The organism is Aestuariivita boseongensis (assembly GCF_001262635.1).
GTDB classification, from domain to species: domain Bacteria; phylum Pseudomonadota; class Alphaproteobacteria; order Rhodobacterales; family Rhodobacteraceae; genus Aestuariivita; species Aestuariivita boseongensis.
Genome location: NZ_JXYH01000003.1, coordinates 76,381 through 96,123 on the forward strand (window position 1 = coordinate 76,381; position 19,743 = coordinate 96,123).

Sequence of the window (19,743 nt, forward strand, 5' to 3'; positions counted from 1 at the left end):
CCCGACAGATAAGGAGATCGGAATGAACATCGTCGTCTTCAATGTGAACAGGCGCGCCGAAGGCTGACCCCAGCCCTTCGTTCCGATCATTCGCGCCCCCAGCACCGCTTGGGGGCGTTTTCTTTTGGACCACAGATATGACCACCACCGCCTCCCCCCGCCTGATCACCCTGATCCTTCTGACCGCGTCCAGCACGCTGTCGCTGAACATGTTCCTGCCGTCGCTGCCTGCCATCGCGGTGGCTTTTGACGTCCCCTACGGCACAGCCACTTTCGCGATTGCCGGGTATCTTGCGATGACAGCTGTTCTGGCGCTGATCATCGGCCCGATCTCTGACCGTATCGGCCGCCGGCCCACGGCTCTAGCTGCCGTCATACTGTTCCTTCTGGCCTCCATCGGCTGCGTGCTCGCGCAAAGCTGGACGTGGTTCCTGATCTACCGTTTGGGACAGGGCGTCATGGTATCCGGCTTCATCCTGGCCAGCGCTGTGGTGCGCGACACCCGCGATCACGCCGATGCCGCGTCCCTTCTGGGCTATATCGCAGGGGCCATGGCCGTCGCACCCCTGCTGGGGCCAATGCTGGGCGGCGTACTGCAAGACGCCTTCGGCTGGCGCGCCAACTTCTACGTCTACGCCGCATTGGGCGCGCTTCTGCTGATCGCCATCGCCATCGACCTGCGCGAAACCCGGATCAAAACCACGGGCCCCCGTCCCGGCCCCGGCCCACTCCTCCGCGCGCCCCGCTTTTGGGCCTATGCGCTGACCATGGCTCTGTCGACCTGCGCCTTTTACGGCTTTCTGGCCGGTGCCCCCATCGTCGCCGCGCAAAGCTTTGGCCTGTCGGGCACCACACTCGGCATCGGCCTTGGCAGCATCACCGCAGGCTTCATGGCAGGCAGCTTCACAGGCGCGCGGCTTAGCAAACGGATCCATCCCGATACCGTCATGTTTTCGGGCCGCGTGCTCTCCGTCTCGGGCCTCGTGACCGGGCTTCTGGCCCTCAGCCTCACTGACCCTTCGGCACTCAGCCTCTTTGCCTTCACGCTGTTTATCGGCCTCGGCAACGGGCTGACCACGCCCACCGCCAATGCAGGCGCGCTCAGCGTGATACCCGAACGCTCCGGCACAGCTTCCGGCATCACCGGCGCACTCACCGTGGGCCTTGGCGCGCTCACCACCCTCGCCGTTGGCTGGGCGATGACCGCAACACCTACCCCCACGGCCCTGCTCGCAACCCTTCTGGCGATCAAACTGGCCAGCCTCGCCACCGCGTGGTTCGCCTGGCGCACACCCCCTGCTTCCTCTCTTTAAAAATACGGAAAGAAAACGGCCCGAAGCTTGCGCTCCGGGCCGTCTGACTAAAACCGAGGGGACGTGTCTTAGTTCACAGTGCCTTCAATGGCTTTCGAGGTGCCTGCAATCTCGATCCGGCGCGGCTTGAGCGCCTCGGGCACTTCGCGCTTCAGATCGATATGCAGCATACCGTTTTCATGCGCTGCACCCGTCACATGCACATGATCGGCCAGTTGGAACTTCCGCTCGAAGGCGCGGGTGGCAATGCCACGGTGCAGGAAGGTACGCTCACCCTCGTCTTCGGCCTTCCGGCCGGACACAACAAGGCTTTGCTCGCGCACTTCGACATTCAGTTCATTGTCGGAAAAACCGGCCACGGCAATCGAAATGCGATAGGCATCATCAGCGGTTTTCTCGATGTTATATGGGGGGTACGTGGACTGTCCGACATCATTGGTCAGTACCCGGTCCATCAGATCGGCAATCTGGTCAAAGCCGACAGTTGCACGATACAGCGGTGCAAGATCAAACGTTCTCATCGTCGTTATCCTCATCTCTTGAGCGATTGACTATGTATGCCCTCCTTATCGGACGGGCGGGTGTTATGCGCAGGACCCAGACTTGGCATCCTGCACCACTTCATGTGGGAACGCGGCTTTTCGCTGTCAAGACCCGCTGGGGCGGACGAACTTGGCGCCTGATGTGCTGCGCCCTTCCCCGGCGCCAAGGCGGCGCACGGTCGGGGTTTGTGTGGGCACGCCCTGCCTGCGCAGATCAGCTTTCAGCGCCTGCACCACTTCCGGCAGCGCCATGCCAAGCGAAACGGTCTTGCCGTCTACCACCCCGCCGCCCGAGATCACCGACAGGATGCGCCCCCTTTGGCCGTTCAGCACAAAGACAGGCGCGCCCGAGGATCCGAACGTGACATTGCAGTCAAAGGCCATGAGCGGATGGCTTTCCGCCACGATCTCACACTCTCTTTGGCGTGACAGGGCGTCTTCCCGCCCCTGCCCATAGGATGTCACGCTGATCCGCGTTCCCTGCGCTGACCCCTGGTGCAACACAAAGGGGTCGGCATCGGCAGTGGTGATCGGCTGGTTCAGCTTCAACAGCGCCACGTCGTGACGCACATTGTCCAACGCCATGCCCTTGCGGGGGTCATAAGCCGCAGGCACCGCAATCGCCGCCACGGCGCGTTCGGCAATCGCGATCCCGTCGCGCAGCCCGGCGCGGAAAGTCAGTTCCCCCGCCTCGCGCAGCCGCGCGCGGTCGTAAACGCAATGCGCCGCCGTCAGAACCTGATCCGGGGCAATCAGCGTGGCGGTGCAAAACCCGCCCTGCGCGTTATCCAACCGGCCAACCGCTTCCCAGCCCAGCAGGTCATCCCGGTCTGTCAGCCGCCGCAACCCCTGCGATTGCGCCAGCGCCGCATCCGCGATCAGGCAGGCCGCAACCGCCAGGATCAGCCCGCGCAACCTCATGGTTTGACGAATTTCGCGCCGGTCTCGCGGCGCGCCCCGCCAACGGTGATCCGATTGACCCGCGGCGCGGCGCCCTGCGGGAACCCACCCCCGTTGGCCAGATCAGCCTTCAGCAATTCCAAAGGTTCCTGCAGAGACGTGCCCAGGGACACTTTCTGCCCCTCAACCTCGGCCTTTGCCGACACCACGGATACGATCTGCGGGCGTCCGTCCTCAAAACTGAAGACCGGTGCGCCAGAGGATCCGAAATCCACGTTGCACGACATCACCAGGATCCCCGATTGCCGGGCCATGACCGAACACACCTCCTGCAGGGACGGCGCCTCTGACCGGTCGTGCGCGTAAGAGACCACGCCAATCTCATCCCCCTTGCGCGGGCGCGGAGCGGTCTGGAACGGGATCACGGTTGTGTTGCGAATGGGCTGCTGCAGCTCAAGCAGTGCAATGTCGAACCGCACTGCATCCGCCGAAACCGATGGGTCAAAAACATAATTCGGATGGATCACCGCGCGCCGCACATCGCGATATGCCGACGCGCGGCCATTCCGCCACCCGGCCATGAACTGAATGCTGTCGGGCGACACCCGCGCCTTGCTGCGCGTGTCAAACAGGCAGTGGGCCGCCGTCAGAACCAGATCGGGCGCAATCAGCGCACCGGTGCAAAAGCCCTTACCGTTGATATCCAGACGCCCGACGGCCTCCCAGCCGCGACCGGCGTCGCTGGTCTCAAGGCTTTGCAATCCACCGCTTTGCGCCACAGCGGCGCCCGCGCCAAAAACGCAAGCCAAAGCCAGAACCCAATCCCGTATCGCCATATCCTGCCTCCACTGTTGCCCCGGAAAATAGCAACGGGCTTTGGCAAAAATGCGGCAACGACGCGGCTATCGCAGGATCGGCACCTCTGGCGCGCGTTTGCCCGGCGCGGTCATCGCAGGCGGCTGAGGGCCCCCTGTGGCCCAATCCAGCAGTTCGACCGTGTGCACGATCGGCACCTCGGTCCCTGACCCGATCTGCATCATGCAGCCGATATTGCCGGCAGCAATCACATCGGGATTCTTGGCCTCCAGCGTATCGACCTTACGCTTTTTCAGCTGTTTCGAAATCTCAGGCTGCATCAGGTTATAAGTCCCCGCAGACCCACAGCACAGGTGACTGTCGCGCGGCTCCACCACGGTGAAACCGGCCTTTTTCAACAGGTCTTTCGGATAGGTCTTGATCTGCTGTCCGTGCTGCAACGAACAGGCCGCGTGATAGGCAATCGTCAGCCCCTTATCCTCGCCGTCCGGCAGATCCAGCTTCATCAGCACTTCGCTGACATCCATGGCGATCTTCGACACACGCTCTGCATCCTTGGCCAGAGCCTCATTGCGGAACATATGCCCATAGTCCTTGACCGTAGTGCCACAGCCGCTGGTGTTGATGACAATCGCATCCAGCCCCTCGCCATCCATCTCGCGCGCCCAGGCCTTGATGTTCCTGGCCGCCGTCGCATGACTTTCCGAAGTCTTGCCCATGTGATGCGTCAGCGCCCCGCAGCACCCTGCGCCTTCGGCAACCACAACCTCACAGCCTAGCCGCGTCAGTAGACGAATGGTGGCATCGTTGATGTCCGTATTCAGCGCCTTCTGCGCGCAGCCCGTCATCAGCGCCACGCGCATCTTCTTCTCGGCTTTCGGCGCGAACCTCTGCGGATCGTCATTCCGGCTGACCGGAGGGATCGTCTTCGGCGCCATCTCCAGCATGGCCTTCAGTCGCGCATCCGGCATCAAAAAGGCAAAGGGTCGCCCGATCTTGGCCCCCAACAAGGCCACACGGAATCGCATCGGATAAGGCAGGATCTGCGCCAGGGTCCAACGCAACACACGCTCGAACAGCGGGCGTTTGTATTTGTTTTCAATGTATTCGCGCGCGTGATCGACCAGGTGCATGTAATGCACACCCGACGGGCAGGTCGTCATACAGGCGAGGCAAGACAGGCAGCGGTCGATATGTTTGACCGTTTTCTCATCCGGCTCCCGCTCATTCTCAAGCATATCCTTGATCAGGTAAATCCGGCCCCGCGGGCTGTCGAGTTCGTCGCCCAGCACCTGATAGGTGGGGCAGGTCGCAGTACAAAACCCGCAATGCACGCAAGTCCGCAGGATCTCGTTCGACCGGGCAATCCCGGGATCTTTCAGCTGATCTTCTGTAAATGTCGTCTGCATTACGCTGCCACCGCCCGTGCGATTAGAATTCCAAACCAGGGGATCGTCGCCCCCATGGCGGCCACCGCCGCCGTCCACCGTTTCGCGCCCGGTGTTCCGATCACCAGCCGCATCACATGTCCCATGACCGCCATCGACAGCACCCAGGACGCCCAAAGCAGAAAGGTCGCCAGCGCTGCAGGCAAACCGATCATCGGAGCCATGATCGCCAGAACCACCATGACCACGGTCGCCAGACCCAAAGGCCGGATGATCGACACGTCAGACGGCCGGCGCATCAGCGAAAGCACGATCAGAGGGCCAACCGCAAAGGCCAGAACGAAAGTAATCAGGAAAGACACAGGCATGGCTTACCCCATCAGCCCGGCATTCAGCAGGCCCTTCGGATCGAACCTTGCACGCAATCCGGCACTGATCGCGGCCACCGGTGCGGGTTCGGGTTGGAACATGCCCAGCGCGGCGCGCGTGCCGGCATCGGCACGCACCAGGGTGGCGTGGCCGTCAAACGCGCCCAGCTTGGCGCGCAGATCCGTACCCCTGGGCATCAGCGCCCAGATCAGCCCGCCGCCCCAGTCGAACATAACGTCCAACGCCTCAAGCCGCGCCGCAATCGCGGGCCCATCCGTGGGCTTGACCGAAATCCGCCAGACATCACCATCGACCCCATGCATACGGGTGACATCGCGGATGGCCTGCCAAGCGACCGCGGATGCGTCGGATGCCTCCACAGTGACCTCGCCGAAATCTTTCAACACGTCCTGCAGCTGCCCCGCGCGATATGCCACGCTATCGGTAAATCCCTCGACCCGCACCAGCACCTGACCGTCTGCCGGAACATAGGCCGCCCCGGTCACGTCATAAGGCGATCCCAGCGCCGCAGACATCGCCCGCACCGCACTGTCATCATCGGCAGGCGCGTGCACGATCACAGTGGCCAGCGCTTCGGGCTTCGGCAGCACCTTCAACGAAACTTCCGTCAAAACGCCCAGAGTCCCCCGCGCGCCCGACATCAGCTTGACCAGATCATAGCCCGTGACGTTCTTCATCACCCGACCACCATTCTTGATGATCTGCCCGGCCCCATCCACATATCGCACGCCCAGCGCAAAATCGCGGCAGGCCCCCACGGATATCCGACGCGGCCCCGAGACATTCGCGGCCACCACACCACCAATCGTGGGTTCTCCGCTTGTGCCCAGAAGACCGCGATAATCCATCGGTTCGAATGCCAGACGCTGATTTTCCGCATCCAGCGCAGCCTCAACCTCGGCCAGGGTGGTGCCCGCCTGCGCCACGATGGTCAGCGCGCCCGGCTCATAAAGCGTGATACCGCTCAGCCCTAGGGTCGTCAGCACCACACCGTCGGGCGTCATGCCTTTCGTTCCACCGCCCTGCACCGCAAGCGGCTCTGACGTTCCGGCGACGATCTCGGCCAGCTCGGCCTCTGTCTCAGGTCTCAGCATATTCTTCTCTTTTCAAATACCGGCGGGGGTGAGCCGCACAAGCGGCGAGGGGGCTGGCCCCCTTATTCCGCAGCAATGGCCTGCGCGCGCCGCGTTTCACTTTCAGACAGCGGGAAAACCTTGGCGGGGTTAAGCAACCAGGCCGGATCGAACACGTCCTTCACGGCCATCTGCGCCTCCAGGTCCTCGGCCGTGTATTGCACCAGCATCAGATCGCGCTTCTCGATCCCCACACCGTGCTCTCCGGTCAGGCAGCCGCCTGCCTCAACGCACAGCTTCAGGATCTCGGCCCCGAAGGCCTCGCAGGTTTCCAGATCACCGGGCTTGTTGGCATCGAACAGGATCAGCGGGTGCATATTGCCATCGCCCGCATGGAACACATTGGCCACATCCAGGCCGAACTCCTTGGACATCTCGCCAATCCGGCGCAGCACGTAAGGCAACGAGGACACCGGGATCGTCCCATCCAGACACATGTAATCGTTGATCTGCCCCATCGCCCCGAAGGCCGATTTCCGGCCCAGCCAGATACGGCCGGCCTCATCGGCATCGGCAGCCTCGCGCAGTTCAACCGGGTTGTGCTTCTGCGCAATCTGCTTGATCAGACCCAGTTGCATGTCGATTTCGGCGTCCGAGCCTTCGACCTCAACGATCAAGAGCGCCTCACACATCGGATAGCCCGCCTTGGCGAAGGCCTCACACGCCTCGATACAGGGGCGGTCCATGAACTCGATCGCCACCGGCAACACACCCGCCTTGATGATGTCCGACACTACGGCACCGGCCGTTTCATTGCTGTCATAACCCATTAACACAGGCCGCGCGCCTTCGGGCTTGCGCAGGATCCGCAGAGTGGCTTCCGTCACCACACCCAACTGCCCCTCGGACCCGCAAATGACGCCCAGCAGGTCCAGACCACCGGCATCCAGATAGGCGCCCCCGATCTCCACCACAGTGCCATCCATCATCACCATGGTGACACCCAGAAGGTTGTTCGTCGTCACCCCGTATTTCAGACAATGCGCCCCGCCCGAATTCATTGCGATGTTCCCGGCAATCGCACAGGCCAGTTGGCTGGACGGATCGGGCGCATAAAAGAACGCTTCTTCCTCAACAGCCCCCGTCACGCTCAGGTTGGTGCGGCCCGTCTGCACCCGAATGATCCGGTTCTCGTAATCCGTCTCCAGCACATCATTCATCCGCGCCACGCCCAGGATCACGCAATCGGCCGTGGGCAGCGCACCGCCTGCCAGCGACGTACCCGACCCGCGCGGCACCACCGGCACGCCTTCTTCGTGGCAGATGCGCAAAATATCCGACACTTCCTGGGTCGAGGACGGCAAGACCGCCGCCATCGGAGGGCATTTATACGCCGTCAACGCATCGCATTCATATGCGCGCGTCTCGGCCTCATCATGGATGACGGCGTCTTTGGGAAGAACCGACTGCAACCGTTCGACCACACGGGCCTTACGCGCCAAAATCGCCGGGTTCGGGGCGGGCATTTCCATCGGCGTCTCCTCCAAACAACGCAAACTGGTAAAAATATATTACCAATTTCGCGATCTGACAAGCGATTCTGCCACGCACAGGAAAGTGACACCCGCCATTCTCAGCTATGAGATAGGCTGAGACGATGAAATATCTCCTCCCTCTCCTCCTGCTGGCCAGCCCGGCGCTTGCCGATCCCGTCACCATAAACCGGGTGGAGGCGACCCCCACCGGCACCACCTGGCGCTTTGACGTGACCGTAACCCACCCTGATACGGGCTGGGACCACTATGCCGATGGGTGGCGCGTGCTGGATATGGAGGGCAACGAACTGGGCTTGCGCGTCCTCTATCACCCGCATGTGGACGAACAGCCCTTCACCCGGTCGCTGTCAGGCGTGACCATTCCATCAGGCCTGACCGAGGTTCAGATCGAGGCGCGCTGCTCCGTGGACGGCTGGACAACCCGGAAGGTGGTGGATTTGCCAGGGCGCTGATTTCTGGCATCTGCGCAAACCGCGCTGCGCCAGACCGCAGAACGGCGATCCAGCTTCGCCCCAGCACGGTGCAGGCACGTAACTGACAACCGCTTCTTCCGTTGTCACTGACGCAGCAACTGCTACGCTTTTCCAATGAGAAGCAGATCACTCATAATTGTGATGGGATTGGCGCTCTTGCTTGCTCCTTTGGTTCTGCCAGCCCCCGGTCGAATGACCGAGCTTGAGTGGCGTGCATTGGGGCTGGCTCTGGTGATGGCGCTTTGGTGGCTGACCGAAGCGATTCCACTTCCGGCAACAGCACTTCTTCCTCTGGCAGTCGCGCCGCTTACCGGTATTGCCTCGCTCGAAGACGTAGCAACCTCCTACAGCCATCCGCTTATCATTCTTTTCCTCGGGGGATTTCTTATCGCGAAATCGATCGAGAAATCAGGTCTGCACAAGAGACTGGCAGGGACATTGCTTGGTCTGGCCGGAACGAGCCCGCGCAGAGTTCTCGGTGCCATTATGCTGTGCACGGCTTTCCTGAGCCTTTGGATCAGCAACACAGCCTCGGCAATGGTCGTCGCGCCGATCGCCGCCGCGATCTCAAGCTCCCAGAGCGATCGATTGGGCTTCGGCACTGCCCTCATGCTTGGCGTGGCATTTTCGGCAACCATCGGAGGGATGGGATCGCTGATCGGCACGCCGCCAAATGCGATATTCGCCGCTTTTGTCAGCGATGAATACGGGGTGAACGTAGGCTTTGCGCAATGGGCGGCGCTTGGTATTCCGGTCGCACTGGTACTTCTGATTGCAGCCTGGATCATCCTCACATGGATCACACCCGGAGTACCGACAGAAGCGCTTTCAACATCCTTCGGGACGCAAGGATCGCCAATGCAACCATCAGAGCGTCGCGTCGCGTTCGTGGCCGGGCTCACAGCACTTGCGTGGCTTTCCCGACCGTTGATCGAATGGCTGTTGCCCTCGGTTCCAATCTCCGACGCAGGTATCGCAATGATGGCGGCACTGGCCCTGTTCATCTTGCCTGACGGAAACGACGGCAGACTGCTTGATTGGAATACTGCAGCGTCATTGCGTTGGGATGTTCTGATCCTCTTTGGCGGTGGCCTGGCGCTGGCCAGCATTATCGAAGGAAATGGTCTGGCAAGTTTGGTGGCTGAAAACCTTCGCGCGACAACGTACGTTTCCGAGCTTGCTCTTCTTTTCATAATCGCGGCGCTCATTGTCTACATCGGAGAGGTTGCAAGCAATACCGCGATGGCCGCAATCTTTCTGCCGATTGCAGGGGCCGTGGCGATGAACCTTGGAGTTGACCCGGTCGCCTTTCTTGTTCCGATAGCTTTGGCGGCATCAATCGGATTCATGCTTCCCGTGGCCACTCCGCCGAACGCGATCGTTTTTGCCGACCCGTCGGTAACCCGACTGGATATGCTGCGTGCTGGCGCACCATTGGACGTGATCGCGTTACTGATAGCTGTCGGCGCAAGCGCGTTTCTTGCTCCCGTCCTGTTCTAGCGAACGAAAGTTGCGTCTCTGATCTCGTGGTTTCCGCTTAGGGCTTAACCCCGCCCCGCCCTGCGTCCCCCGTCCGGATCGCGACCGCCTTTACACCCGGTGGTAAGGGCTCCCCGCCAGAATGGACGCCGCGCGATAAAGCTGCTCGCTCAGCATTACCCGTGCCAGCATGTGGGGCCAGACCATCTTTCCGAAACTCAGAAGCTGGTCGGCTTCTGCGCGGAATTCAGGCGCAAGGCCGTCTGCGCCGCCAATCACGAAGGCCACGTCGCCGCGGCCGTCATCGCGCCACCGCGCCAGCAGATCCGCGAAGTCGGGCGAGGACATCGCCTTGCCGCGTTCGTCCAGCGCGCAGATCACCGCACCGCGCGGCACGGCTGCGCGCAGCAGATCGGCCTCCGCCTGCTTGCCGCCACCTTTACGGTCTTCCACCTCGACCACGCGCAGCGGGCCAAGGCCCAAGGCCCGGCCCGTCCGGTCAAAGCGGGTCACATAATCGTCAATCAGGGATTTTTCCGGGCCGGCGCGCAAACGTCCGACCGCGCAAAGATGGATGCGCATATCGCGTCCTTGTTCCCGCGCAGCGCGCGGGGTACTCCGCTCAGTTCGCCTGAGCGGTTGCTGGCACCCACATCTTTTCCAGCTGATAGAATTCGCGCACTTCCGGGCGGAAGATATGAACGATCACATCGCCCGTATCGATCAGCACCCAGTCGCCGGCATCCTTGCCTTCGACCCGCGACAGCCGGCCGAACTCGGTTTTCAGACGATCCACCAGCTTTTCGGCGATGGCCGAAACCTGCCGGGTCGACCGCCCGGAACAGATCACCATGTAATCGCCAATGGCGGATTTGCCGCGCAGATCGATCTCAACGATCTCTTCGGCTTTGTCGTCAGAAAGTTGCGAAAGGATTGTCGCCAGCAGCGTCTCGCTGGTGGGTTGGGCTGGGCCTGCACCGCTATGAGAGGCCCGATCATCAGCAGCCTGTGCCGCCTCTGCATGGATTGACAGAACAATGTCCTCCTTTGCTGCGCGTCGGGATGATCCCGCGCTGTCCATAAGACAAATCTAGCAAGACACGCATGACATTTCAATGAAACTGCACGCACTGTTTCCAACACCGCGCCAATAGCAGCGAATTGTTGCCCCAAGGCGTGCTGCGCCCTAACCTTCCCGGTCTGTGTAACGATTATCGGGGGAAACGTGCGGCATTTTCCGGTGCTTGGCTGTCTGGCGATCATCGCCGCGCTGTTCGGCGCGTCCAGGGATGCGGCGGCCCAGCCGATCGACCGCTGGCATTACATCGACGCCGAAAGCGTGCTTCACGCCCCGCGCGTGGACGGGCTGCAGGGCGCGGGCATCATCCAGAACGACGCGATCTTCGCCATGCTTTACCTGGGCCTGCCCGAGGAAAACGGCGTGATTTCAATCGTGCTGCCCACACCCGAGCCCGCGGCAGAGCTCAAGTCGACCCTGGTCTCCACCCGCGGCCAGCGTTTCGAACGCGTGCTGCGCGCCGAAGATCTGGACATCGTCCGCACCAGCGACAGCTCGCACGCCTATTCCTTCCCGATCTCGGCCATCGACATCGACCTGTTCAAACGTGCGCAGACCTGGATGCTGACCATTGGCGACACCACATGGCCCGTGACCCTGCGCGGCAGCCGCAAGGCCATCGAAGAGGCCGAACGCCGGCATATGTCCCTTTTCAAAAGCCTCGCGACCGCCCCGGCCGGCAAACTCGCCGTTTCGGATTAATCCAGCGCCGTTGCAGGTTCGCCCAGCATCCGCACCTCGCGCTGCGGGAACGGGATCGAAATGCCGTTCTCCTTGAACGCATCCCATAGCGCCAGATACACATTGCCCCGGATATTCGTCAGCCCCTGCGTTGGATCCCGGATCCAGAACCGCAGGATGTAATCCACGCTGCTGTCGCCAAAACCCACGATATGGCACACCGGCGCCTTTGGCTGGGTCAGCACCCGGTCCACGCCCTGCGCCGCCTCAATCGCAATGCGCCGCACCGCATGCGGGTCATCGCCATAGGCCGTCCCGAAATAGATATCGAGACGCACGAACTCGTTCGAATGCGACCAGTTCACCACCTGACCGGTGATCAGGTCTTCATTCGGGATCAGGTACTCCTTCCCGTCCCGCGTCACCACGCTGGCATAGCGCGCACCCAGCGTCTGGATCCACCCGAACGTGTCGCCCAGAGAAATTACATCCCCGGGCTTGATCGACTTGTCCAGAAGGATGATCACCCCCGACACAAGGTTCGACACCACCTTCTGCAAGCCGAAACCAAGGCCCACACCGATGGCCCCCGACAGAACCGCAAGCCCCGTCAGATCGAAGCCCAGCGTCTGCACCCCGACCACAATCGCCAGCCCATAGACGATCACCTGCACGGCCTTCACCGCCAGCACCTGCATCGACGGCGACAGGTCTTCGTTTCGCCGGATATTAGCCGCCGTGGTCTGCGAAATCAGCCGCGCCGCGGTCACCACCACACCGATCACCGCCAGCCCGATGATCACCGTCAGCACCGAAATCCGCACCTCGCCGATGGTCAGCGCCAGACTGTCCAGAAACTCCGAAACCGGCTCGATCAGGTTCAGGTAATAGAGCGTCGCATAGATCCACACCGCCCATTTCACCACGCGCCGCAGGAACGGATTGCGCACCAGCCGCGCGGCAAAGGCAATGAACAGCCAGGCCGTGGCCAGCGTCGCCGCCAGCCCGATCAGATAACTGCGCGAAGGCCAGGTGACCTCCTGCATCACAAGATAGGTCACCCAGGCAAAAACCGCGAAATAGATCAGGATCAACCGCCGCCGCACCTGCACCAGCACGCGATAGCGCCACTTGGCCCAGCCTTCCCGCGTCCGTGCCCAGGCCTCGATCCGGCCATCTGTCAGAAACCGCATCAGCCAGGCGATGCCAATCAGCGCAAGAATGATCAGCACCTGGTTTTGGCGCCAGCCGGGCGTCACGACGCTTTGCAACAACAGCAGAGCGTCGTTCCAGACAGCCACCGCCATCTGGGCCAGCGTTTCGGTATCAGGCAGGTCCTGCTCTTCCATTATGCCCCCTCATCTACACTCTGCCCGGAAATCCCTGGGCAAACAACATGCCGATGCGCAGCAATCAGATGTCCGCGCCGCTCAGAGTTGGGGGAAGGATGGCCAACTGCGACCCATAGGCGGGATCGCTTGCCGAAATGCCATGCACACTCAGTGCCAGCACGACAAGCGAGGCGATCAAAAGCAGCATAAGAGGCGAAGCAGATTGGGTCATGCCCCTAATACGAACGATATCCGCCCCTGGATCACCGCAACGAAGAAAACGCACGCGCCAGGTCCCGCTGTCAAAGCGGTCCGACAGCCCGCCTCTTGCCTCGACTCGGCGAAAGCCTTATGCGCATCGCCATGACACGTTTTTTCGATATGGATGACCGCGCGCGCCTGCGCGAACGCTTTTATGGCGCGATCCATACGGTATTGGCCCGCCTATAAGGCGGCCCCACGCCCAAAACCATCTGCCAGTCAAAAACAAACGGGAGAGGACCAATGTCCCCCAAGACACTCTATGACAAGATCTGGGATGCCCATGTCGCCCATGAAGACGAAGACGGCACCTGCCTTCTTTATATCGACCGCCACCTTGTGCACGAGGTGACCTCGCCTCAGGCCTTCGAAGGTCTGCGCATGGCGGGCCGGTCGGTGCGCGCACCCGACAAGACGATCGCGGTGCCCGATCACAACGTGCCCACCACACCGGGCCGCGAAGATCCCAAGAACATGACCGAAGACAGCGCGATCCAGGTCGCCGCGCTCGACAAGAACGCAAAGGATTTCGGCATCCACTATTATCCGGTGTCCGATATCCGTCAGGGCATCGTGCATATCGTCGGCCCCGAACAGGGCTGGACGCTTCCCGGCATGACCGTTGTTTGCGGTGACAGCCACACCGCGACGCATGGTGCCTTTGGCGCACTGGCCCACGGCATCGGCACGTCCGAGGTGGAACATGTTCTGGCCACCCAGACACTGATCCAGAAGAAATCGAAAAACATGAAGGTGGAAATCACCGGCAAACTGCGCCCCGGTGTGACCGCGAAAGACATCACGCTTTCGGTGATCGGCAAGACCGGCACCGCTGGCGGCACCGGCTATGTCATCGAATATTGCGGAGAAGCGATCCGCGATCTGTCGATGGAAGGCCGCATGACCGTCTGCAACATGGCCATCGAAGGTGGCGCACGCGCCGGCCTGATCGCGCCGGATGAGAAGACCTTCGAATACGTCAAAGGCCGCCCGCACGCCCCCAAGGGCGCACAATGGGAAGCCGCACTGGCGTGGTGGAAGACGCTGTATTCCGATGACGACGCCCATTGGGACAAGGTCATCACCATCAAGGGCGAAGATATCGCGCCGGTCGTCACCTGGGGCACCTCGCCCGAAGACGTTCTGCCCATCACCGATGTCGTCCCCTCGCCCGACAGCTTCACCGGCGGCAAGGTGGGCGCTGCGAAACGTTCGCTTGACTACATGGGGCTCGAGCCCGGCACACCGCTGTCGGAAATCGAAATTGACACCGTCTTCATCGGCTCCTGCACCAATGGCCGGATCGAGGATCTGCGCGCCGCCGCCGAGATCCTGAAGGGCAAGAAGATCGCCGTGAAACGGGCAATGGTCGTGCCCGGTTCCGGCCTTGTGCGCGCGCAGGCCGAAGAAGAAGGTCTGGCCGACATCTTCCGCGACGCGGGCTTTGAATGGCGGCTTGCGGGCTGTTCGATGTGTCTGGCGATGAACCCCGACCAGTTGCAGCCAGGCGAACGTTGCGCGGCCACGTCGAACCGCAACTTCGAAGGCCGTCAGGGCCGGGGCGGACGCACCCACCTGATGAGCCCCGCGATGGCCGCGGCAGCCGCCGTGACCGGAAAACTCACCGATGTTCGGGAGCTGATGTAATGGATAAATTCACCACCCTCACCGGCATCGCTGCCCCGATGCCTCTGGTCAATGTCGACACCGACATGATCATTCCCAAGCAGTTCCTGAAAACGATCAAGCGCTCGGGACTTGGCGTGAACCTCTTTGACGAGATGCGCTATGATCAGGACGGCAACGAGATCCCCGATTTCGTGCTGAACCAGCCCCAGTATCGCGAAGCCGAGATCCTTGTCGCGGGCGACAATTTCGGCTGCGGTTCGTCGCGCGAACATGCGCCCTGGGCGATCAAGGATTTCGGCATCCGCTGCGTCATTGCACCCAGCTTTGCCGATATTTTCTATAACAACTGCTTCAAGAACGGCATCCTGCCCATCGCCCTCCCGCAAGAGGCCGTGGACGTTCTGATGAAGGACGCCGAGAAAGGCGCGAATGCCCGCGTGACCGTCGATCTGGAAGCGCAGACCGTGACCACCTCGGATGGTGAAGTGTTCACCTTCGAACTCGACAGCTTCAAGAAGCACTGTCTGCTGAACGGTCTCGATGATATCGGCCTGACGATGGAAAAAGCTGCCTCCATCGACACATTCGAGGCCCAGGCCGCCCAGGCACGCCCCTGGGTCTGAACCACTTCCTTTTGGAAAACCGCCTCCGCCCGCTTTGGGCGGGGGTGGACGCCTCAGGTCTTAACAGTTGTTGAAGACTTGGGCATTGCGGATGATCTTTGACCCACAACATATTGTGTTTCCAAGATTTCCCCGCACCAAGCCCCCCCCAATTTGATGCAAAGACGCACCACTTCCACCACAAACTCGCCCTAATCCGGGGGCCAAGTTGGTGGGCAGTTGAGCAGCTGTCAGAAACAAGGCACAAATGTGTCTAAATTGAGGCAACCCGTGTAAAACGCGGGATCAAAATGGAAATAGGCGCGGCAGAGAACCAAGCCAGTCCAGTTTGAAGAGGAGCGGAGCGTGGTTTTGAGAATCACAGGGGCAATCTTCCGTGCATTATTGATCGCAGCGACTGTGGTCGCGCCGTCGCTGCTGCTGTCGCATGCCGGGGTCAATGCACCGGAATTCATCATTTTCATCGCTCTTGCCGCCGCGATCTTCATCTTTGCCGAATATTATTCCGTCTTCCCGTCAATCCTGGAGTTCCGCGATGCGCCGCCGTTGAACCGCCTGCGGTTTCTGGCCTTTTCGCTGACCATCATCAGCCTGACACTGGTCGCCAAACACGAGATGAGTCCGACCGAGATAACGCTGATCATGTCGCAGATCGGGGCGTCTATCGGTCATTCTCTGGATTTCCCCTATTCGCCCGTGCGGCTTCTGGTGTTGATGCTGCCTGCGGACGCACCTGCGTCTTTGACCGACAGTGTGCGCATGGCGGCTGGTATGGCTTATCTCATTTGCCTGATCGCGATCATCGCTTTTATCCTGTCCATCCGCGTCAAAGGCTGGCCTACCCGGAAAGGGGCGTTCAACGTCTGGACAAACCTGCCGCTGTTCGACCCGACGACCGGCGGCGATGTGGTGGACCGACTTTACAACGATGCGCGAACGAACGTCATTCTGGGCGTGCTGTTGCCGTTCATCATTCCGGCCGTGGTCAAGCTGGCCTCGCAGATGATCGATCCGATCTCGCTTGAAGATCCGAACATGCTGGTCTGGACGATCTGCGCCTGGGCCTTCCTGCCCGCCAGCATGATCATGCGCGGCATTGCACTTGCGCGCATCGCCGCCCTGATCGAGGACAAGCGCCGCCGCGCCTATGCCGTGGCCGAAGCCGAGGGCGTTCAAACCGCATGATCCGCGCCGCGCGGGCCGTTTGTCTGAGCTTTGCGGGCATTCTGGTATGCAGCCCGGCCCAGGCCGAAACCATCCGCATCGCCACCTATAACGTCGAACTGACACGCGATGGCCCGGGCCTTGCGCTGCGCGACATTCGTTCCGGCAATGACCCGCAGATGCAGGCGATTTCCGAAGTGATCGACACCGCCGCACCGGATATCCTGGCCGTTCAGGGGTTGGATTATGATTTCGGGCTTGAGACGCTGACGGCCTTCAACCAAGCCCTGCCCCTCCCGTTTCCACATGTCCTGGCCCTGCCCACCAATCGCGGGTTGCAGACCGGGCTTGATTTGGACGGCGATGGCCGCGCCGGAGATGCGGCAGACGCTCAGGGCTTTGGCCGCTTTTACGGACAGGGCGCCATGGCCGTCCTGTCACAGTTGCCAATCGAACGCGAGGCGGTGCAGGATTTTACCGATCTGCTGTGGGCCGATCTTCCGCAGGCGTCCATGCCGATGAACGCAGATGGGTCGCTTTTTCCATCCGAACGCGTGGCGCGCCTGCAGCGCCTGTCCTCCAGCGGGCATTGGGTTGTTCCTGTTCGGCTGCCGGATGGCGGGCTTTTGTCGGTGATGACCTTCCACGCCAGCCCGCCGGTTTTCGACGGCACCGAAGACCGCAACGGTCTGCGCAACGCAGCCGAAATCGGATTCTGGATGCTCCATCTGGATGGCGCCGTCGGCGCACCGCCGGAGGGAGAATTCATCATCGCCGGATCGGCCACGTTGGATCCCTACGACAGCGAAGGGCGTCACCGGTCAATCAGGGATCTTCTGGCGGATCCGCGCCTGCAAGACCCGGCGCCGGTCAGCACCGGGGCAGCGCAAGTGCCCGATCAGGGACATGTCGGACCGAATGCGCAGGACACGGTTGATTGGGATGGCGTGGGCCGCTTGCGGGTCGATTACGTTTTGCCTGCGTCCACTGTGCAAGTGACAGACGCCGGGGTCTTTTGGCCGGAGGAGGGCACCCCCGGCCACGAGGCGGCCTTACGCGCGAGCCGTCACCGGTTGGTTTGGGTCGATATCCTGCTGGAGTGATCCCGGCCGAACCCCGATGGATGCCTCAAGAGCAAGACGGACAGGGGTTGCGCGGAACTCGGGCAGAAGATCGTCAAAGCGCTGACCGTCCAGCCAGTGCGGCGTGTTCCAGAGATAGCGCATCTCAAGCAGGCAGCGCGCCATGGGCCAGACCGGTTTCGCCAAATGAAGCAGAAGCCAGTTCATCCGTTTCAGGCGCACCGGATGCCCGGTCAGATCCTGCAGATGGGCGGCAATCTCGTGCCCTGTCAGGGTGTACCCAGGAAAGGGCAGGTCCACGAAATCCGGCAGGCTGTCGCGCTTTTCCGCCAGCGCTACGGCAGCGCGGGTGAGATCGGGCAGATAGGCCCAGGCATGTGGAATATCGGGATTGCCCGGATAGACGAATTTGCCTTTGCGCAAGGATTTGATCATCACCTGATCAAACCAGTTGCCCGAAGCGCGCGTGTCCAGAAAATCACCGGCGCGCAAGATGATGGTTTTCACACCTTCTTCGGCATAGGCCCGTTCCATCCTGCGGCGGATCTGACCCAGCGGATTGGTCGCGCGATGCGGACTGCTTTCCGACCAGGGCGGCGCGACATCGGGGCCAAAGACATAAACGTTGCCTGGGATGATAACCGTGGCCCCGACCGACTTGGCCGCCGCACGCACCTTGGCGTGGATTTCGGGAACCTGTTCGGCCCAGTCTGTATAAAGCGGGTTCCATGCGTTCACGATCACATCGACACCCTGCGCCGACTGGTGCAGCGTATCGGATTTACGGTCGAACCCTTTCACCTGCCAGCCCGCCTGACGAAACGCCTTGGCTGCGTTGTGGCCGAAACGGCCGGACTGTCCAAGAATAAGAACTGTTTGGGTCATCTGAACCTCCTGTAAGCTGATGTCCCAAACACTATGCGCCAACAAGAACTCGAAATATATTGTATGAATTTCTGCATTATGTATTCATTTATGAATGGATAATTCGGCCCCCTTTACCGACTGGTCCCATGTGCAAAGCTTCCTTGCCGTGGCTGAAACCGGCTCTCTTTCGGCCGCCGCACAAAGGCTTGGCCAAAGCCAGCCCACGATTGGCCGCCATGTCAAAGCGCTGGAAGACGGCCTTGGGGTCGAACTGTTTCACCGCCATGCGCGCGGACTGGTCCTGACCGATATAGGGGCCGAGATGCGCCCCGCCGCCGAAGCGATGCGCGCAGCCATGGCCACCATCGCCCTGCAGGCCGAGGCGCATTCGGACACATCAAGCGGCACCGTGCGCATCGCCAGCAGCGATTTCATGGCCCATCACGTTCTGCCACGCATGCTGGCCGAAATCCGGCGGGAACATCCGATGATCCAGCTTGTGGTCGTACCCAGTGACAGCAGCGAAAACCTGCTGTTCCGACAGGCCGATATTGCGATCCGCATGTATCGGCCCGACCAGCTGGAACTGGTAACACGCCACGTGGCGGATATCGAACTGGGCACCTTCGCCGCGCGCAGTTATCTGGAACGGCGCGGCAGGCCTGAGACAGCTGAAGACCTGCTTGACCATGATCTTGTTGGCTATGACCGGTCGACCCTGATCGTCGATACGATGCATGAACTGGGCTGGCCCGGTGGGCCGGAAAGTTTCGCGGTGCGCTGCGATCATCACCCGACCTATTGGGAGATGGTCCGCGCAGGTTGTGGCATCGGGTTTACCCAGGCCCGGGTCGGGCGTGCCGATCCTCTGGTCGAGGAACTGCATCTGGACCTGCCAATACCGCCCCTTGAGATCTGGCTGACTGCGCACCAGACGGTACGCAAAGCGCCGCGTGTGGATGCGATCTGGCGGGCGCTGGACAAACGGCTGACGGCAGAATTCGCCTGAGACACCTTTCTCCAGCTCTTTCTTCAGGGCTTATTGACCCGGCTGCGCCTGCGGGGTACGCCGCCCTCGCGAGATTTGCCAAGGAGAT

At 61.3% G+C, this 19,743-nt stretch carries 22 protein-coding genes; 10 read left to right on the forward strand and 12 right to left on the reverse strand.

What is annotated here, in order from left to right; genetic code table 11:
- The first annotated feature begins 137 nt into the window (after nucleotides 1-137).
- On the forward strand, nucleotides 138-1,313 hold the full coding sequence (locus TR61_RS02295) for an MFS transporter (RefSeq protein ID WP_050927928.1): 1,176 nt from the start codon (nucleotides 138-140) through the stop codon (nucleotides 1,311-1,313).
- A gap of 68 nt (nucleotides 1,314-1,381) precedes the next feature.
- Here the strand turns inward: TR61_RS02295 and TR61_RS02300 are convergent, their stop codons facing one another.
- From TR61_RS02300 to TR61_RS02330, 7 genes are all read right to left on the reverse strand, one after another.
- On the reverse strand, nucleotides 1,382-1,834 hold the full coding sequence (locus TR61_RS02300; protein WP_050927929.1) for an Hsp20 family protein: 453 nt from the start codon (nucleotides 1,832-1,834) through the stop codon (nucleotides 1,382-1,384).
- Nucleotides 1,835-1,960: 126 nt separating this feature from the next.
- On the reverse strand, nucleotides 1,961-2,776 hold the full coding sequence (locus tag TR61_RS02305) for a trypsin-like serine peptidase (RefSeq protein WP_050927930.1): 816 nt from the start codon (nucleotides 2,774-2,776) through the stop codon (nucleotides 1,961-1,963).
- The gene (locus TR61_RS02310; protein ID WP_050927931.1) at nucleotides 2,773-3,591 is read right to left on the reverse strand and encodes a trypsin-like serine peptidase; all 819 of its coding nucleotides are present in this window, start codon (nucleotides 3,589-3,591) and stop codon (nucleotides 2,773-2,775) included. Before TR61_RS02310 ends, TR61_RS02305 begins: the two co-directional genes overlap by 4 nt.
- 66 nt (nucleotides 3,592-3,657) lie before the next feature.
- Nucleotides 3,658-4,980 carry a glycolate oxidase subunit GlcF gene (gene glcF / locus TR61_RS02315; protein WP_050927932.1) on the reverse strand — a complete coding sequence of 441 codons (1,323 nt, stop codon included), beginning with the start codon at nucleotides 4,978-4,980 and terminating at the stop codon, nucleotides 3,658-3,660.
- Complete coding sequence (locus tag TR61_RS02320; RefSeq protein ID WP_050927933.1) at nucleotides 4,980-5,327, reverse strand: hypothetical protein; 348 nt, start codon at nucleotides 5,325-5,327, stop codon at nucleotides 4,980-4,982. Before TR61_RS02320 ends, glcF begins: the two co-directional genes overlap by 1 nt.
- A gap of 3 nt (nucleotides 5,328-5,330) precedes the next feature.
- Nucleotides 5,331-6,443: an FAD-binding protein gene (locus tag TR61_RS02325; RefSeq protein WP_425394195.1), complete on the reverse strand. Its 1,113-nt coding sequence runs from the start codon at nucleotides 6,441-6,443 to the stop codon at nucleotides 5,331-5,333.
- A 62-nt stretch (nucleotides 6,444-6,505) separates the two neighbouring features.
- Nucleotides 6,506-7,954: an FAD-linked oxidase C-terminal domain-containing protein gene (locus TR61_RS02330; RefSeq protein WP_050927934.1), complete on the reverse strand. Its 1,449-nt coding sequence runs from the start codon at nucleotides 7,952-7,954 to the stop codon at nucleotides 6,506-6,508.
- Between the two features lie 125 nt (nucleotides 7,955-8,079).
- Here TR61_RS02330 and TR61_RS02335 point away from each other — a divergent pair, with 125 nt between their 5' ends.
- Nucleotides 8,080-8,430, forward strand: a complete 351-nt coding sequence (locus TR61_RS02335; RefSeq protein WP_050927935.1) for a hypothetical protein — start codon at nucleotides 8,080-8,082, stop codon at nucleotides 8,428-8,430.
- Nucleotides 8,431-8,565: 135 nt separating this feature from the next.
- On the forward strand, nucleotides 8,566-9,951 hold the full coding sequence (locus TR61_RS02340; RefSeq protein WP_082181807.1) for an SLC13 family permease: 1,386 nt from the start codon (nucleotides 8,566-8,568) through the stop codon (nucleotides 9,949-9,951).
- A 90-nt stretch (nucleotides 9,952-10,041) separates the two neighbouring features.
- On the opposite strand, the gene rlmH is transcribed toward TR61_RS02340, so the two are convergent.
- Nucleotides 10,042-10,512, reverse strand: a complete 471-nt coding sequence (gene rlmH, locus TR61_RS02345) for a 23S rRNA (pseudouridine(1915)-N(3))-methyltransferase RlmH (protein WP_050927937.1) — start codon at nucleotides 10,510-10,512, stop codon at nucleotides 10,042-10,044.
- A gap of 40 nt (nucleotides 10,513-10,552) precedes the next feature.
- Complete coding sequence (gene rsfS, locus TR61_RS02350) at nucleotides 10,553-11,011, reverse strand: ribosome silencing factor (protein WP_082181808.1); 459 nt, start codon at nucleotides 11,009-11,011, stop codon at nucleotides 10,553-10,555.
- 144 nt (nucleotides 11,012-11,155) lie between these two features.
- Between rsfS and TR61_RS02355 the strand changes: the two genes are divergently transcribed.
- The gene (locus tag TR61_RS02355) at nucleotides 11,156-11,710 is read left to right on the forward strand and encodes a hypothetical protein (RefSeq protein ID WP_050927938.1); all 555 of its coding nucleotides are present in this window, start codon (nucleotides 11,156-11,158) and stop codon (nucleotides 11,708-11,710) included.
- Here the strand turns inward: TR61_RS02355 and TR61_RS02360 are convergent.
- Both TR61_RS02360 and TR61_RS20475 read right to left on the reverse strand, forming a co-directional pair.
- Nucleotides 11,707-13,038 carry a mechanosensitive ion channel family protein gene (locus tag TR61_RS02360; RefSeq protein WP_050927939.1) on the reverse strand — a complete coding sequence of 444 codons (1,332 nt, stop codon included), beginning with the start codon at nucleotides 13,036-13,038 and terminating at the stop codon, nucleotides 11,707-11,709. The genes TR61_RS02355 and TR61_RS02360 overlap by 4 nt on opposite strands.
- A 64-nt stretch (nucleotides 13,039-13,102) precedes the next feature.
- On the reverse strand, nucleotides 13,103-13,228 hold the full coding sequence (locus TR61_RS20475) for a hypothetical protein (RefSeq protein ID WP_281178027.1): 126 nt from the start codon (nucleotides 13,226-13,228) through the stop codon (nucleotides 13,103-13,105).
- A 143-nt stretch (nucleotides 13,229-13,371) separates the two neighbouring features.
- On the opposite strand from TR61_RS20475, the gene TR61_RS20255 reads away from it, so the two are divergent.
- From TR61_RS20255 to TR61_RS02380, 5 genes are all read left to right on the forward strand, one after another.
- Nucleotides 13,372-13,470, forward strand: coding sequence for an isopropylmalate isomerase (locus TR61_RS20255; RefSeq protein ID WP_216595350.1), 99 nt, complete (start codon nucleotides 13,372-13,374; stop codon nucleotides 13,468-13,470).
- A gap of 54 nt (nucleotides 13,471-13,524) precedes the next feature.
- Nucleotides 13,525-14,928: a 3-isopropylmalate dehydratase large subunit gene (gene leuC / locus TR61_RS02365; RefSeq protein ID WP_050927940.1), complete on the forward strand. Its 1,404-nt coding sequence runs from the start codon at nucleotides 13,525-13,527 to the stop codon at nucleotides 14,926-14,928.
- Nucleotides 14,928-15,533, forward strand: coding sequence for a 3-isopropylmalate dehydratase small subunit (gene leuD / locus TR61_RS02370; RefSeq protein WP_050927941.1), 606 nt, complete (start codon nucleotides 14,928-14,930; stop codon nucleotides 15,531-15,533). The genes leuC and leuD overlap by 1 nt, the downstream gene beginning before the upstream one ends.
- A 384-nt stretch (nucleotides 15,534-15,917) precedes the next feature.
- The gene (locus TR61_RS02375) at nucleotides 15,918-16,718 is read left to right on the forward strand and encodes a hypothetical protein (RefSeq protein WP_245626797.1); all 801 of its coding nucleotides are present in this window, start codon (nucleotides 15,918-15,920) and stop codon (nucleotides 16,716-16,718) included.
- Nucleotides 16,715-17,800, forward strand: coding sequence for an endonuclease/exonuclease/phosphatase family protein (locus TR61_RS02380; protein ID WP_082181809.1), 1,086 nt, complete (start codon nucleotides 16,715-16,717; stop codon nucleotides 17,798-17,800). The genes TR61_RS02375 and TR61_RS02380 overlap by 4 nt, the downstream gene beginning before the upstream one ends.
- Here the strand turns inward: TR61_RS02380 and TR61_RS02385 are convergent.
- Complete coding sequence (locus TR61_RS02385; protein WP_050927943.1) at nucleotides 17,750-18,664, reverse strand: sugar nucleotide-binding protein; 915 nt, start codon at nucleotides 18,662-18,664, stop codon at nucleotides 17,750-17,752. The two genes, TR61_RS02380 and TR61_RS02385, sit on opposite strands and share 51 nt — an antisense overlap.
- A gap of 94 nt (nucleotides 18,665-18,758) precedes the next feature.
- Here TR61_RS02385 and TR61_RS02390 point away from each other — a divergent pair, with 94 nt between their 5' ends.
- Nucleotides 18,759-19,655 (forward strand): LysR family transcriptional regulator, encoded by an 897-nt coding sequence (locus TR61_RS02390; RefSeq protein ID WP_050927944.1) that lies wholly within the window; start codon nucleotides 18,759-18,761, stop codon nucleotides 19,653-19,655.
- Nucleotides 19,656-19,743: the final 88 nt, after the last annotated feature.